Origin of the sequence: Pseudarthrobacter sp. L1SW, from assembly GCF_020809045.1 — a bacterium.
GTDB lineage: Bacteria > Actinomycetota > Actinomycetes > Actinomycetales > Micrococcaceae > Arthrobacter.
This window is the reverse complement of the sequence record NZ_CP078079.1, coordinates 2,719,963-2,734,722: the sequence shown is the minus strand read 5'-3', so window position 1 is coordinate 2,734,722 and position 14,760 is coordinate 2,719,963. Positions and strand designations below refer to the sequence as shown.

The following is a 14,760-nucleotide window of genomic DNA, read 5'->3' as shown; positions in this document are numbered from 1 at the left end:
CCGCTGGGTGGGGTTCTTTGGGGCGCTGCTGTCAGCCAATACGGCCACCAAGCCTTCTTATCGGGGCTTCGCCGTCATGGGCGCGCCAGTCATCCGGCAACAGATGATCCAAAACGTCATCAACAGTCACCGCCCCCACAAGCCGGCCTGCGTCATTGACCACGGGGAGGGAATTCAGGTTGTAGGTGGCCAGGGTCCGCGCCACTTCGCTGATGTGCGCCTGGTCCGACAACGGCTCCAGGTTCTTGTCCACCAGGTTGCCGAGCGGTTCGAACGGCGGGAACCTGAGCAGCTGCTGGATGTGGACCACGCCCAGGAAGCGGCCGGTCGGCGTCTCCAAGGGAGGCCTGGCAATGAAAATGGAGGAGGCAAGCGCGGGGGAGAGTTCCTCGCGCCGGACGTGCGCCAGGGCCTCGGCCACGGTGGCTTCGGGCGGCAGGATCACCGGCACCGGGGTCATGAGGCCGCCGGCGGTGTCCTCGTCGTACTCCAGCAGGCGCCGGACGTCTTCTGCCCCCTCCGGCTCCATCAGCTGGAGCAGCTCTTCCGCCTGGGCGGAGGGAAGTTCGCCGAGGAGGTCGGCGGCGTCATCGGGGTCCATTTCCTCCAGCACGTCGGCGGCGCGCTGGACATCCAGGGCGGACAGGATCTCCACCTGGTCGTCCTCGGGAAGCTCCTGCAGGACGTCAGCCAGGCGCTCATCCTGCAGTTCACTGGCCACTTCGAAGCGGCGTTTGTCGCTCATTTCCTGCAGTGCTTCGGCGAAGTCCGCAGGTTTGAGGTCCTCGTGGTTGGCCACGAACTGGGTGGCGGCCTGCGGTTCAGTGCGGGGTCCCTGCAGGGCGTCGGCCCAGTCGATGATCAGGGTTTCGTTGCGCCGCAGCCGGCTGAGCGGCGAAAGCGAATGGCCCCGGCGCACAAAGAGCTTGCTGACGAACCAGTCGCGGGAGCGGTGCTGGTCCATGGCAATGTCTTCGATGGTGGCGTCACCGCTGCCGTCCCGGAGCGTGACGCGGCGGTCGAACATTTCGGCCACCACCAGGGTCTCGGCGCCGCGCTGTTCAAAGCGGCGGAGGTTGACCAGGCCGGTGCAGATGATCTGCGTTTGGTCGATGGAGGTGATCCGGGTCATGGGCACGAACACGCGCTTTTTGCCGGGAACTTCGACGACGATGCCCACCACGTGCGGGGCCCCTTGGGTTCCACGGGACAGCACAACAACATCGCGCAACCGGCCCAGCCGGTCGCCCAGCGGATCGAAGACGTCGAGGCCCAAAAGGCGCGCCACGAAGACGCGGGTAGGAGTTGTGCTCACCACTACAGGCTACCGAGTCTGCTCTCTTTTAGCTGAATTTACAGGCAGCACACATGCTCATGGGCAAGAATGGGGGTATGGCAAACATATTTGGTGCTCCCAAGGCCGGCGGGCCCGGCGGAATGGACGAGTCCCGGGCCGTGCCCACCGGTGACACCGTGGGTTCCTACTCCTCCTACCTGGATGCCCAGAAGGCCGTGGATTACCTCGCGGACCAGCAGTTCCCGGTGCACATGGTGTCCATTGTGGGCAACGAGCTGAAGATGGTGGAGCGCGTAACGGGACGCCTGAGCTATCCCCGGGTTGCCCTGTCCGGAGCGCTGAGCGGCATGTGGTTCGGCCTGTTCGTGGGCGTCATGCTCTCCTTCTTCGCGCCGTCTCCGGGGTACTTTTCGATTCTCACGTCGGTGCTGATGGGCGCGGCGTTCTTCATGCTCTTTGGCATCGTCACCTACGCGATGCAGCGGGGCAAGCGGGACTTCACCTCCACCAGCCAGGTGGTGGCCACCAGCTATGACGTGGTGGTGGCTCCGGAAGCGGCGCATGAGGCGCGCCGGCTCCTTCAGCAGCTGCCCATGACCCGCTCCGATGCGGCCGCCGGCGGGGGACCGTACACCCAGCACGACTACAACAGCCAGCCGTACCAGCCCCACCAGCAGCCGGGCCAGGCTCCCGCCCGCCCCTCGGGATGGAATGACCCCTACGGCCAGTCGTCCGCGGGGTCCTCTGCCCAGGAGAACCCCGGTGACGGCGCCGCTGCCGGACCACGGCAGGACGCCGCTGCCCAGGAGCAGCCAGCTCCGGCGCGGGCAGTCCGGTACCCTGACCTGCCGGACGGCCGGCCGCAATATGGTGTCCGCCTGCCGCAGGGACCTGCTGCCCGCGCCGGGCAGCCCCAAAATGACCAGCACGGGCAGCCCGAAGACGGGCAGCCACGCGCAGACAAAGAGCAACACCCGGGCGAGACGCGGCAATAGGGCCGCCAGCCTTGGCGGCAAAGGCAAAAGCGGGGCTGCCGGAAGTATCCTTCCGGCAGCCCCGCTTTTTTGTGTCTGGCTAGGACTCTGTGGGTGCCTCGGCTTCACGATAGATGCCGGACATCCAGTCCTCCACGTCCCCGGCCTTGCGCGGCAGGGCGGCACTCAGGTTGACCGGCCCGTTTGCCGTCATCAGGATGTCGTCCTCGATCCGGACGCCGATCCCGCGGTATTCCTCCGGAATGGCCAGGTCCTCTTCCTTGAAGTACAGGCCGGGTTCGATGGTGAACACCATGCCTTCTGTGAGGATGCCGTCCAGGTAGAGTTCACGCTTGGCCTGCGCGCAGTCATGGACGTCCAGCCCCAGGTGGTGGCTGGTGCCGTGCGGCATCCACCGGCGGTGCTGCTGGCCCTCAGGGCTGATGGCTTCCTTCACCGTGACCGGGAGGAGGCCCCACTCGGCGAGCCGCTCGGCCAGTACCGTGGTTGCCGCTGTGTGGATGTCCCGGAACTTGGCGCCGGGCTGCGCGGCGGCAAAGCCGGCGTCGGCAGCATCCAGCACTGCCTCGTACACCTTGCGCTGGATGTCGCTGAACACCCCACTGGCGGGAAGGGTGCGGGTGATGTCTGCCGTGTACAGGGAATCTGCTTCGACTCCCGCGTCAAGCAGGAGGAGTTCGCCGGCGTGGATCTTCCCGGTGTTGCGGGTCCAGTGCAGCACGGTTGCGTTGTTGCCGGAGGCGGCGATGGTGTCATACCCCAGCTCGTTCCCCACTTCACGCGCGCGGGCGAAGAACGCGCCTTCCACCACCCGCTCGCCGCGGGCATGCGTGAGGGCGCGGGGCAGGACCTTGACCACTTCCTCGAAACCTTCAACGGTGGCGGCCACGGCGAGCTTCATCTGTTCAATTTCCCAGCTGTCCTTGAGCAGGCGCAGTTCGGAGAGGGCTTCACTCAGCTTTTCGTCGAGGGCATCGAGGACTTCGAGATCCAGGTTCTCCGGGTCCTTTGCCGTGTTGTAGCGCGCGGTGTCCACCAGTGCGTCGATGTTCTCGTCCACTTTCCGGACCAGGCGGATGGAAACGCCACCGATCTCCGGGGCGCCCACATCCTTGGTGACGGCTGTTTCCAGCTGGTCGATGTGTGCCGTCGCAAGGCCAAGCCGTGCCTCGAACTCGGCGAGCGTGGGGCGGGCGCCGATCCAGAATTCACCCGCCCGGGAGTCCGCGTAGAACTGCTCGGTGTCCCTCCCGGCCAAGGGCCGGAAGTACAGCGTGGCACGATGGTGCCCGCCGTCGTCGCCCTTTCCTTCCTCCACCGGCTCCAGGATCAGCACCGCGTCAGGCTCATGGTCCAGGCCCAGCCCGGTGAGGTGCGCAAAACCGGAGTGGGGACGGAAACGGTAGTCGCAGTCGTTGGAGCGGACCTTCAGGGGGCCTGCGGGGATAACCAGGCGTTCACCTTTGAACTGGCCGGAGATGGCCTTGCGCCGGGTCGCGGCGTAGCTGGCCACGGCATCGCGCGCCGGGAGTTCCTGGCGGGAGGGCGCCCAGTTGCTGGCCATGAAGGCCTTGAAGGCGTCGGAACTGGGCCGCTGGGAGCGGTTGTTGACGCGCTCGTCCAGGGGCTGGGAAGCAGAGTTCGGGGTGTTTTCGGCATCGTTCACGGCACCATCGTCTCACCAGCTCAGCGGCTGCGCGAACAGGCGGATCACAGGCTGGGCCGGTTCTGCCGGGGCGGGTACCGTCGCGCGGGTTGCGGCAGGGCATACGCGGGGTGAACTCAGGGTCAACTACTCTGGACAGGTGAGGATCGACCTGCATGCCCACTCCAATGTTTCCGACGGCACCGAGAAACCGGCAGACGTCATGGCCTCCGCTGCCCGCGCCGGCCTGGACGTGATAGCGCTGACCGACCATGACTCCACGGCCGGCTGGGACGAAGCCTCCCAGGCGGCTGTTGAATACGGTGTTGCGCTGGTACCGGGGATGGAGGTTTCCTGCCGGACGGAGGAGGGCATCAGCGTGCACCTCCTGAGCTACCTGCACGATCCGACGCATCCGGGACTCCTTGAGGAAATCACCAAGGCCAAGGATGCCCGGCAGACGCGTGCCGAGCGGATGGTCACCCTGCTGGCGGAGGACTACCCCCTCACCTGGGATGACGTCATCCACCATGTGGCCCCCGGCGCTACCCTCGGCCGGCCGCACATCGCAGACGCGCTCGTGGCCGCCGGCGTCGTGGAGGACCGGTCGGAGGCTTTTGCCTCCATCCTCACCTCGCGGTCGCGCTACTTCATCCAGCACTACGCACCCGCGCCGGCCATCGCCGTCGAACTTGTCCGCGCTGCCGGCGGCGTCCCGGTCTTCGCCCACCCCGTGGCGTCCTCCCGCGGACGCATCGTGGGGGAGCGCGTCTACCAGGAGATGATCGACGCCGGCCTGGCGGGCCTGGAGGTCGACCACCGGGACAACCCGGAGGAGGGACGGGGGTTCCTGCGGCGGCTTGCGGCCAAGCATGACCTGCTGATCACCGGCTCGTCGGACTACCACGGCACGGGCAAGCCCAACCTGCTGGGGGAAAACCTCACGTCGCCGGACGTCCTGGCGAGGATCGAGGACCTGGGGACAGGGAGCAGTGTGGTGCGCGGGCGGGACTAGCTTGCTGCCGCGCATTGACTAGCGGGCAGGGCGGAGTAACCTTGCGCGTACTGGGGGAGCGGCGCCAGCCGGTCCAGGTCTCGTTGAGTCACTGCCAACTGATGACGGAGAGATCGATGCTGAAAAAGTCCCTTGCTGCGGCCGGCCTTGCTACAGCCTTCTTGTTTGTTCCCACAGCAGCCAACGCGCTTGACTGTATCAACGTCAGCAGGCCGCCCGCCGCCTGCGGCTCAACCTGTACTGACGGGCCCATCCTGAACGGGAACTGGGGTTGGCTTCCCAGTGTCTTCCCGGGTGCTCCCGAAGTGTGGGCCTTCGTCCCGCCAGGAACGGTCCAGGACTTCGGCCTGCCCGGCGAGAAGGGCAACTACCAGAACGGCGACGGGCATGCCCTGCTGGTCAATGCCATCTGCGATGCCCAAGGGTCAGTGCTCGTGAGCCGGCAGACGGACCACGGGATCCAGTTGATGGAGGGGTGCCCGTAAAGCAACCCAAGTGAGGAAGTAAGTCGCGCCAAGTGTCGTTTTGCGGGCTCAAAACGACACTTAGCGCTACCTAGTTGGGCGGGAACGCGGTGACCTCCGCGTGGGCACCCAGGCGCCTGGCCATGATGTCGATGGCTGGCTGGTTCTGGTCCACGCACACGAACTTCCGGTCCATCTTGGCCGCCACCGCCCCGAGCGTTCCGGAGCCGGCGAAGAAGTCCAGGCACCAGTCGCCGGGCCGGCTTGAGGCCGCGACCACCCGGCGGACCAGGCCTTCAGGCTTCTGCGTCGGGTAACCGGTTTTCTCCTTGCCGGTGGGCGAGACGATGGTGTGCCACCAGACGTCTGTGGGTAGCTTCCCCAGTTCGCGCTTGGCTGGCGTCACAAGGCCCGGTGCCATATACGGCTCACGGTCCACCTCGGCGCTGTCGAAGTGGTACTTGGCCGGGTTCTTCACGTACACCAGGATGTTGTCGTGCTTGGTGGGCCAGCGGTTCTTCGCACGGGCGCCGTAGTCGTAGGCCCAAATGATCTCGTTGAGGAAGCACTCCCGGCCGAAGATCGCGTCCAGCATCACCTTCGCGTAGTGCACTTCCCGGTAGTCCAGGTGCAGGTACAGGGTGCCGTCCTCCGCCAGCAGGCGCCACGCTTCGACGAGCCGGGGTTCCAGGAAGGACCAGTAATCGCTGAACGCGTCGTCGTAGCGGTGGAGGGCCCCCTTGATGGTGTCGTAGGAGCGTCCCTTGAAGCCGACGCGGTCACCGGCGCCGTCCGCGTTGGCCACCATGGTGGTCTGCTGGCGGCTTTGGGCCCGGCCCGTGTTGAACGGTGGATCCACGTAGATCAGTGTGAAGGCGCCGTCCGGCAGCGAGGGGAGGAAATCCGCGTTGTCCGCGTGGACCACCAGGCTGCTGCCGTCCGGCGCCCAGACAGTGTCAGTCATAAAGGGGTTTAGGCCTCAGCGCTGCCGGGCTGCCCCGCGTTGTCGCTGCCCACTACCTCGCCGTTGCGGCGGCGGGTGCGGGTGCGGGGGCGGCGGGTACGGGAGGGCTGCTCTGCGTCGCTTGCAGAGGTGTTGGCATCACCGGCAGGAGCGGAGGCTGCAGCGGGCTCGGACGTACGACGGCGGCGCTCACCTGAGCGGGCGGCAGAGTCACCGCTGCGGCCGCCTTCGCGCCTGCCGCCGCGTTCCCGGCTGTCACGCTCGCGGCCGTCACGGTCGCGGGAGCGGTCTCGGGAGCTGCCGGCGTCGCGGCCGCCGCGGGTGTTCTTCTTTCCGGTTTCGCCCAGATCCTCCAGCACCTCGGCGTCAACGCCGGCCAGCGTGCGCTTGTCGCGCGGAAGCCGGCCCTTGGTACCTTCGGGAATGTCGAGGTCCTCATAGAGGTGCGGGGAAGAAGAGTAGGTTTCAACAGGTTCCGGCACGCTCAGGCCCAGGGCTTTGTTGATCAGTGCCCAGCGCGGCATGTCGTCCCAGTCCACGAAGGTGACGGCGGTGCCCTTGTTGCCGGCGCGGCCGGTACGTCCTACGCGGTGCAGGTAGATCTTTTCATCCTCGACGCACTGGTAGTTGATGACGTGGGTGACGTCCTCGACGTCGATGCCGCGGGCGGCCACGTCCGTTGCCACCAGGACGTCCACCTTGTTGTTGCGGAACGCACGCAGCGCCTGCTCGCGGGCGCCCTGTCCCAGGTCGCCGTGGATGGCAGCGGCAGCAAAGCCGCGGTCCACCAGTTCCTCGGCCACCTTGGCGGCGGTGCGCTTGGTCTTGGTGAAGATGATGGTCCGGCCCCGGCCCTTGGACTGCAGGATCCGGGCAACAACCTCGATCTTGTCCATGCTGTGCGCACGGTAGATGAGCTGGCGGATGTCGCGCTTGGTGAGCCCTTCATCATCCGGATCCGCAGCACGGATGTGGGTGGGCTGCGTCATGTAGCGGCGGGCCATGGCAATGACAGGGCCGGGCATGGTGGCGGAGAACAGCAGGGTCTGGCGAACTGCCGGGGTAGCCGCGATCAGGGTTTCGACGTCGGGCAGGAAGCCGAGGTCAAGCATCTCGTCAGCCTCGTCCAGGATGACGATCTTCACGTTCTTGAGGCTAAGGTGCTTCTGCTTGTAGAGGTCGATGAGGCGCCCGGGGGTTCCCACCACAACCTCCACGCCGTTCTTCAGGGCCTCCACCTGGGGCTCGTAGGCGCGGCCGCCGTAGATGGTGGCAATCCGGGCGTTGCGCTTGCGGGATGCAGTCTGGAGGTCATTGGCCACCTGCACCGCGAGTTCGCGGGTGGGGACGATGACCAGGGCCTGCGGTGCGCCCGGGACGGCAAGTTTCTCGTAGCCGGGGTCGTCCTGGCCCACGACCCGCTGCAGTGCAGGGATGCCGAAACCGAGGGTCTTGCCGGTGCCGGTCTTGGCCTGGCCGATGATGTCATGGCCGGACAGCGCCACCGGAAGGGTCATGGCCTGGATGGGGAAGGGATGGGTGATCCCGGCGTCGGCCAGGGATTCCACGATGTCGGCGCGCACGTTGTAGTCCGCGAACGATTTTTCCGCGATCTCGTGCGGCTTCTCGTCCGAGATGATGGTTTCTTCCGGCTCAAGGGTTTCGGTGCCGGAATCGTCGGTCAGAAGCTGGTGGGTGTGCAATTCACTCACTGGGGAGTTTCCTTATTCATTTGGGCAATGTGCGCTGCCTGCTCAACGGGCCTGCCATAAGGCTGTTCCGGAGCACGCTCAGGCGCACAAGCAATTCCAGTGGAAGCCGATCGCGGGCTATCTAAATGCTGGCACTGGTGACCAGCGGGTGGTTCTCAAGATCGCGTAGGGGCGGGCTTGTTGGTTTCAAATCAAGGAAATCAACGACCGGGCATCCATTTCTACTTCTTCAGTCTAGCCGCAAGGGCGCGGAAATCCGGCTCTCGTCCGCCCGTCGGTTGGTGGTGCCACAAAACGATCCCGGCTCAGGGCACCCTCGGCACCAGTTCGAAATGCACTTCCCGCGTGGCAATGTCTGAGGAAATGAGGCGGACCCGGACCTTGGTGCCGGCCTCCAGTTCACCGGCGCAGCGCGCCGTCACTGCGGGTTCGGCGATCTGGATGATCCCGGAGCCCCCGTTGCCGTTCTTTCCGTTGCCGTTCTTGGCAGTGCCATTCCTGGCCCTGCCGTTGCCGTCGCCGCCCGCAGCGCCGTTCCCGTTCTCCTTCTGGGGCTTCGACGCGGAAATCACGATCGCGTCGAACTCCTGTCCGATGTGGTTGATCAGCAGCGCCGCCTCCACCGTGTCCAGCGCCATTCGCTCCATCCGGGATGCCAGCTGGTCCGAACCGGCCATGATTTCGGGAAGCGACGGCAGGGCATCCCGCACCCATGCGGGCACCTCACCGCCGTTGCTCAGGGCCTCGCACGTGACCAGCACGAACCGGTCCACCAGGCGGCGGAGCGGGGCGGTGGTGTGGGCATACGCAGCGCCGATTGCGGACTGCACGGCGTCATCCGGGACGGTCCCGTCAAAGGCCGTATAGGCCGCACCGCGGAAGAGCATCCCTGCGGAGTGGAGGATCGCGAGCTGGCCTGGATGGGTGGGATCGAGGCTGCGGAGGTATTCGCCGTAGCTGACTTCGCCATCCCAGGGCTTGCCGAGCGCCTCTGTCTGCAGCCGGAAATGATTCAGGGAACGCTCGTCCGGGGCCGGCATGGTGCGCAGGATACCCACTTTCCCGGCCAGCATCATCTGGGCGGCGGCCATACCGGTCATGAGCGATATCTGGGCGTTCCAGTCCTCCACCGGCAGCTGCGGGGCGGCGGCAATCCGGTAGCCGCCGTCGGGAAGCTGGACGATCTCCTGGTCCGGCATGTTCAGGCTGGCACCCTCCCGGGCGCGCTCCAGCTCCACCCGCTTGAGCCCAACCTCCTTAAGGAGGAGCAAGACAGGGGAGGGGCTGCCGGCGTCGAGTTCCGCCTGGGCGCCCTTGTAGCTGAGCTTGGCGCGGCTGCGCATTCGGGCGCGCTGCACCGCCACGGCAGTGACCTCCGCGTTGCCGTCAAGGCGGAAGTCCCACACAAACGCGGAACAGACCTGGCCCGGCAGGAGGCTTCCCGCCCCCTCGCTGATGATTTCCGGATGCAGCGGGATGCGGCCGTCCGGTGTGTAAAAAGTCTGCCCCCGGCGCCGAGTCTCAACATCCAGCGGACCCCCCGGGGCAACAAATGCCGGCACGTCGGCTATGGCGTAGAGAACGTGGTAGCCGCTGCCGTCCCGCTCGATGAACAGCGCCTGGTCGAGGTCGGTGGACGACGCCGGATCGATGGTGATGAATTCAACGGACGTCAGGTCATGGGAGGGCAGCCGCAATGCGGCCACCGCCGCCTCGGCGTCCTTCACGGCATCATCAGGGTAGGCGCCCGGCAGCTCAAGCTCACTCCGGAGTGCACCCAGCGCCGCTTCGAGGGCGTTGGTGTGCTCGTGGACATTGGGGGCCAACCGATGATGTGACACGAAAATCAGCGTAGCCCGAATTTCGCCAATAATGCACGGAAGGGGCCCGGTGAGGCAGGGCAGTTCCGGAGCCGGGTTAGGGGCGGGCGGCGTCCAGCGCGGCCAGGAGGGAAGCGGCGGCCGCAGCCGGATCGTCAGCCTCCGTGATGGCCCGGACCACCACGATCCGGCGTGCACCCGCTTCCACCACCTCTCCGACGTTGGAGTGGTCGATGCCGCCGATCGCGAACCAGGGCACCCCGCCGTCGGGCTTGTCCTCCTGCCCTTCCGCCCCCGCAACAGCTGCGGCGGCGTACCTCACCAGGTCCAGCCCGACGGCGGCCCGGCCGGGCTTGGTGGGCGTTGCCCAGAGCGGCCCCACGCAGAAGTAGTCCAGTGCCGAGGGGCCGGCGGCGGCCGCCAGGGCGGCGTCCACCTGCTCCGGGCTGTGGCTGGACAGGCCGATGGCCGCATTGCCGTTCAACAGTGTCCGCGCCGCCTTGAGGGGCAGGTCCTTTTGGCCGATGTGGAACACCGGGGCTCCGGACAGCACTGCGATGTCCGCCCTGTCATTCACCGCCCATAGCCGGCCGTGCCGCACCGCCGATTCCTTGAGGACGGCCAGGAGCTCAAGCTCCTCGGCCGCTTCGATGGACTTGTCCCGCAGCTGGATGATGTCCACCCCGCCCTGGAAGGCGGCATCGACGAACTGCCCGAAATCGCCCTGTTCCCGGCGCGCGTCCGTGCAGAGGTAGAGGCGCGCGGACTGCACCCCGGAACTGCCTTCGGCGTTGACAAAGGCGTCGGTGCCTGGGATCGGGGATGCAGCGGCAGGGGGGTGGGACACATTCATGGGTGCCAGCCTAGTTCCTCTACACTGGCCTCGTACTGCGGGAGCCGCGGCAGCTGTCACAAAGCGCCGGGCTGAGAGGGCGTTAGAGCCGACCGCTTGACCTGATCCGGCTAGTACCGGCGTAGGGAAGGAGACAACCATGGCCAATGCGCCCGAAGCGCCGTACCGGCGTGGGCCCGGCTCCGCAGTGAAGGCCGACGTTGCGGTCATCGGTGGGGGAGTCATCGGCCACGGCATCGCCTGGGAGGCAAGGCGGTCCGGACGTTCAGTGGTGGTCATCGATGACGCCCCCGGCTCCGGTGCCAGCTGGGCGGCTGCAGGGATGCTTGCCCCGGTGAGCGAGCTGCACTACCAGGAGGAGGACCTCCTGGAACTCATGCTTGAAGCCTCCGGGCGCTGGCCGGGATTTGCGGCGGACCTCACGGCGGCTGCCGGGTCGGATCCCGGGTATCTTACGACGCCGACCCTCGCCGTAGGTGCCGACGCCGCCGACAGGCAGGCCCTGCTGGATCTGCGCGGGGTGCAGCAGGCCAACGGGCTGACGGTTGAGCCCCTCACCATCCGTGAAGCCCGGCGCCGGGAGCCATTGTTGAACCCGGGCATTGCCTCGGCGCTGGATACGCCTGGGGACCACCAGGTGGATCCAAGGCTGCTGGTGGCCTGCCTCCGCCGTGTCCTGGCCCGGCACGCCCGCGGAGCCGGGAGCGGCGGAAGCTTCGTGGCCGGAGCCACGGATGGCTTCGCCGTGCCGGACCGCGCAGCCGGCCTTCTCTGGGAGGACGGAGCCGTTGCCGGGGTCATGCTGGAGAGCGGGGGAACGGTGGTGGCCAGGGAGACCGTGGTGGCCAACGGACTGCACGCCGCGGCCCTCACCGGGCTGCCGGAAAACCTGCACCTGCCGCTGCGGCCGGTCCACGGGGACATCCTCCGGCTCGCCGTCCCCGCCCACCTCCAGCCCTTGCTGACGGCCACCATCCGCGGACTGGTCCGCGGGATTCCTGTATACATCGTCCCTCGGCAGGACGGCACGGTGGTGATCGGGGCTACGCAGCGTGAGGACGCCCTGGGGCAGGACAGCGGGACCAGCGCAGTGTCTGCTGGCGGCGTCTACCAACTGCTCCGCGATGCCCAGGTCCTGGTGCCTGCGGTTGCCGAACTTGAGTTGCTGGAGTGTACGGCCCGGGCCCGGCCGGGCACTCCTGACAACGCCCCGCTGCTCGGGCGGGTCCCCGTGCCCGGTGCGGCGGCCCGGTACTCCAGTGGTGCAGCGGACGGCCCTGCAGGGCCAGGCCACGTGGAAGGGCTCATCGTCGCCACCGGATTCTTCCGCCACGGTGTCCTCCTGACCCCGGCAGCGGCCGTGATCTGCCGGGACCTGCTGGACGGCAGGGAGGACCCCCGCTGGGCCCCCTTCAATCCTGGCCGCTTTTCCGGCGGCGCCCTCCGGCCTGCCGAAGCGGCCACCCCATCCAACCGCAAGGAGACAGCATGAACATCACCCTGAACGGAGCAGGACACACAGTGGCTGACGGCGCGTCCATCACCACGCTCGTCAGCGAGGTCACCGGCCGCGCACTGGCAGCGGACGGCCATGCCACCGACGGCCGGAAACTGGGCGTCGCCGTGGCGCGCAACGCCCAGGTGGTGCCCCGGAGCCAGTGGTTCGCCACGGCACTCACCGAGGGTGACGACGTCGAACTTGTCACGGCAGTACAGGGAGGCTGACCAGCATGACGGAAACCCGCACCACCCCTACTGGCACCCCGGCGTACCTTCTTGACCCCCTGGTGATCGACGGCGTCGCGCTGGCGTCCCGGCTCATCATGGGCACCGGCGGCGCGCCCAGCCTCGACGGCCTTGGCGCCGCGCTCCTGGCCTCCGGCACCTCCCTCACCACGGTGGCCATGCGGCGCTATTCACCCCAGGAGGCTGGCTCCCTCTTCCAGCTGCTCCTGGACCACGGCATCAGGGTCCTGCCCAACACGGCGGGGTGCTTCACTGCCCGGGAAGCTGTCCTCACCGCGGAGCTCGCCCGGGAGGCCCTGGAAACCGACTGGGTGAAGCTCGAAGTCATCGCTGACGAACACACCCTCCTGCCGGATGCCGTGGAACTCGTGGATGCCACTGAACAGCTGGTCAACCGGGGCTTTAAGGTTTTCGCGTATACCAATGACGATCCCGTCCTGGCGCTTCGGCTCGAGAACCTGGGAGCCACCGCGGTGATGCCGCTCGGCTCGCCGATTGGCACCGGGCTGGGCATCCTCAACCCGCACAACATCGAGCTCATCGTGTCCCGGGCCTCGGTTCCGGTGGTGCTGGACGCGGGCATCGGCACCGCGTCCGACGCCGCCCTCGCGATGGAGCTGGGATGTGATGCCGTGCTCCTGGCCACGGCGGTGACCCGGGCGCAGAACCCGGCCATGATGGGCGCTGCCTTCAAGCACGCCGTCGTGGCCGGCAGGCTTGCCAGGGCGGCCGGCCGCATACCCCGCCGCGAACACGCGCTGGCATCCTCCGCCATGGAAGGCCGGGCCGAGTTCCTCTGACAGTTGGCTGAAAACAAAACAGCGGTGGCCGCTACCCCTTACGGGGAGCGGCCACCGCTGCCTAAGCTGCTGCCGGCTGCCTTGCGCGGGCCCTACGCGCGGAGGATTGCGGTCAGCCTTTCGGCATCCCGGCGTGAACGTGTGCGGCCAAGGTACACGGCCACCCCCGCTGCGGCCCCGGCGCCCAGCACAATGGGCAGGACCCACGGCAGCCAGGTCAGCCCTGGCAGGTAGCCGAAACCGGCCGCCATCAGGACAATCCAGCTCACAGCCGCCACTCCCACGGCAACCCCCGCGGGCAGGCCTGCGCCATACTTGGCGTGCCGCTTGTCGTTTGCCCAGACGACGAAGCCTGCCGCGGCGGCAGCCAGTACAACGATGGTCAGCGAAAGCATGGGTCTCCTTGGGCTACGGACGGGTTCTTCAGCCGGATTCTTCGGCCGGCGCTAGAACTGGCCGAAACCTACGCGCCGCGCCTCTTCCGCACCGATCTCCACATAGCCGAGAGCGTTTCCGGGAACAATGATCAGGCGTCCCTTTTCGTCCTTCAGGCGAAGTTCGCTGCCCGTGGTGATGGCTTCCCCCACGACCTTGGCCACAGAATCCGCGTCCTCGGTTGATTCGAGCACGATTTCGCGGGCAACATTCTGAACGCCGATTTTAATCTCCACAGGGGCCTCCCAGCCAGTCAAAGTTTCTCGTGCTTCTCTACGGTTTTTCTCAACGCGTTTTCCCTACGAGGTGTTGTCTTATTTGTAGTCTAGGACTCTTTGGGGAAGCGAGAGATTCCGCGCCAAGCTAAACGGTAGATGAGGTCACTGGCCACATTGATGTCCAGGTTGCCGTCCGTTTCAAGCCAGTACCTGGCGCTGACCTGCGCCATTCCGGCCAGCCCCCGGCCCAGCAGCTGCGCCTCGAGATGGGGGAGCTTGGTGTCCTCGGCGATGACGCGGGCGATGGCATCGGCAAAGGTCCTGTTGAACGTCTCCAGCCGTGAACTGACGTCGGGATCGTTGATCAGGTCTGACTCGAACACCAGCCGGTGGGCCTGGTCGTCGCTGGCGATGAACTGGAAGTAGGCGCGCATGACGGCCTGCACACGTTCGTCGTTGTCGGTGGTGGAGTTCAGCGCGCCCAGCATCAGCTCGGTGAGCGATGCCAGGTGGCTTTCCAGCAGGGCGAGGTACAGCTCGCGTTTGGAGGGAAAGTGCTGGTAAAGGACGGGCTTGCTGACGTGCGCGGTCTCGGCGATCTCGTCCATGGCCGCACCGTGGTAGCCGTTGGCCACGAAGACTTCCTGGGCCGCGTTGAGGAGCTGCGCGCGCCGCTCGTCACGCGGAAGCCGGGCGGACCGCTGCCCTGCGGGACGCGGGGGAGTTTGCGGTTCGGCGGCTGACGGGCGGTCAGCCCGTGCTTCATGGACCACAGTTGTCCTACTTTCCGTTGCAG

15 protein-coding genes and 1 riboswitch are annotated in these 14,760 nt (G+C 66.8%); of the genes, 6 read left to right on the top strand and 9 right to left on the bottom strand.

The window, feature by feature from the left end:
- Positions 1–31 precede the first annotated feature (31 nt).
- Positions 32–1,315: a magnesium transporter MgtE N-terminal domain-containing protein gene (locus KTR40_RS12545; RefSeq protein ID WP_066277496.1), complete on the bottom strand. Its 1,284-nt coding sequence runs from the start codon at positions 1,313–1,315 to the stop codon at positions 32–34.
- Between the two features lie 77 nt (positions 1,316–1,392).
- Here KTR40_RS12545 and KTR40_RS12540 point away from each other — a divergent pair, with 77 nt between their 5' ends.
- Positions 1,393–2,292 (top strand): general stress protein, encoded by a 900-nt coding sequence (locus KTR40_RS12540; protein WP_228403944.1) that lies wholly within the window; start codon positions 1,393–1,395, stop codon positions 2,290–2,292.
- A 79-nt stretch (positions 2,293–2,371) separates the two neighbouring features.
- On the opposite strand, the gene KTR40_RS12535 is transcribed toward KTR40_RS12540, so the two are convergent.
- Positions 2,372–3,958, bottom strand: a complete 1,587-nt coding sequence (locus KTR40_RS12535) for an aminopeptidase P family protein (RefSeq protein ID WP_139029810.1) — start codon at positions 3,956–3,958, stop codon at positions 2,372–2,374.
- Positions 3,959–4,097: 139 nt separating this feature from the next.
- On the opposite strand from KTR40_RS12535, the gene KTR40_RS12530 reads away from it, so the two are divergent.
- Entirely contained in the window at positions 4,098–4,952 is an 855-nt protein-coding gene (locus KTR40_RS12530; RefSeq protein WP_139029809.1) for a PHP domain-containing protein, read from the top strand.
- 101 nt (positions 4,953–5,053) lie between these two features.
- Complete coding sequence (locus tag KTR40_RS12525) at positions 5,054–5,437, top strand: hypothetical protein (RefSeq protein WP_228403943.1); 384 nt, start codon at positions 5,054–5,056, stop codon at positions 5,435–5,437.
- 70 nt (positions 5,438–5,507) lie between these two features.
- Here the strand turns inward: KTR40_RS12525 and KTR40_RS12520 are convergent, their stop codons facing one another.
- The 4 genes from KTR40_RS12520 to thiE all read right to left on the bottom strand — a co-directional run bounded on the left by KTR40_RS12520 (position 5,508) and on the right by thiE (position 10,765).
- Entirely contained in the window at positions 5,508–6,380 is an 873-nt protein-coding gene (locus KTR40_RS12520; protein WP_139029808.1) for a site-specific DNA-methyltransferase, read from the bottom strand.
- 8 nt (positions 6,381–6,388) lie between these two features.
- Entirely contained in the window at positions 6,389–8,092 is a 1,704-nt protein-coding gene (locus KTR40_RS12515; RefSeq protein ID WP_228403942.1) for a DEAD/DEAH box helicase, read from the bottom strand.
- A gap of 305 nt (positions 8,093–8,397) precedes the next feature.
- On the bottom strand, positions 8,398–9,933 hold the full coding sequence (locus KTR40_RS12510; RefSeq protein WP_139029806.1) for an RNB domain-containing ribonuclease: 1,536 nt from the start codon (positions 9,931–9,933) through the stop codon (positions 8,398–8,400).
- 76 nt (positions 9,934–10,009) lie between these two features.
- On the bottom strand, positions 10,010–10,765 hold the full coding sequence (gene thiE / locus KTR40_RS12505; protein ID WP_139029805.1) for a thiamine phosphate synthase: 756 nt from the start codon (positions 10,763–10,765) through the stop codon (positions 10,010–10,012).
- 27 nt (positions 10,766–10,792) lie between these two features.
- Positions 10,793–10,910: riboswitch (TPP riboswitch) on the top strand.
- Here thiE and KTR40_RS12500 point away from each other — a divergent pair.
- The 3 genes from KTR40_RS12500 (at position 10,905) to KTR40_RS12490 (ending at position 13,311) form a co-directional block, all read left to right on the top strand.
- Positions 10,905–12,257, top strand: a complete 1,353-nt coding sequence (locus KTR40_RS12500) for an FAD-dependent oxidoreductase (protein WP_228403941.1) — start codon at positions 10,905–10,907, stop codon at positions 12,255–12,257. (Overlaps the previous riboswitch by 6 nt.)
- Entirely contained in the window at positions 12,254–12,490 is a 237-nt protein-coding gene (gene thiS / locus KTR40_RS12495) for a sulfur carrier protein ThiS (RefSeq protein ID WP_139029803.1), read from the top strand. The genes KTR40_RS12500 and thiS overlap by 4 nt, the downstream gene beginning before the upstream one ends.
- Positions 12,491–12,495: 5 nt before the next feature.
- A complete protein-coding gene (locus tag KTR40_RS12490) occupies positions 12,496–13,311 on the top strand; it encodes a thiazole synthase (protein ID WP_228403940.1) in 816 nt (271 codons plus the stop codon).
- 92 nt (positions 13,312–13,403) lie between these two features.
- Here KTR40_RS12490 and KTR40_RS12485 read toward each other — a convergent pair whose 3' ends face one another.
- The 3 genes from KTR40_RS12485 to KTR40_RS12475 form a co-directional block, all read right to left on the bottom strand.
- On the bottom strand, positions 13,404–13,706 hold the full coding sequence (locus tag KTR40_RS12485) for a hypothetical protein (RefSeq protein ID WP_228403939.1): 303 nt from the start codon (positions 13,704–13,706) through the stop codon (positions 13,404–13,406).
- A gap of 51 nt (positions 13,707–13,757) precedes the next feature.
- Positions 13,758–13,982 carry a DUF3107 domain-containing protein gene (locus KTR40_RS12480; RefSeq protein ID WP_041652937.1) on the bottom strand — a complete coding sequence of 75 codons (225 nt, stop codon included), beginning with the start codon at positions 13,980–13,982 and terminating at the stop codon, positions 13,758–13,760.
- An 89-nt stretch (positions 13,983–14,071) separates the two neighbouring features.
- Positions 14,072–14,737, bottom strand: coding sequence for a TetR/AcrR family transcriptional regulator (locus KTR40_RS12475; RefSeq protein ID WP_104998498.1), 666 nt, complete (start codon positions 14,735–14,737; stop codon positions 14,072–14,074).
- Positions 14,738–14,760: the final 23 nt, after the last annotated feature.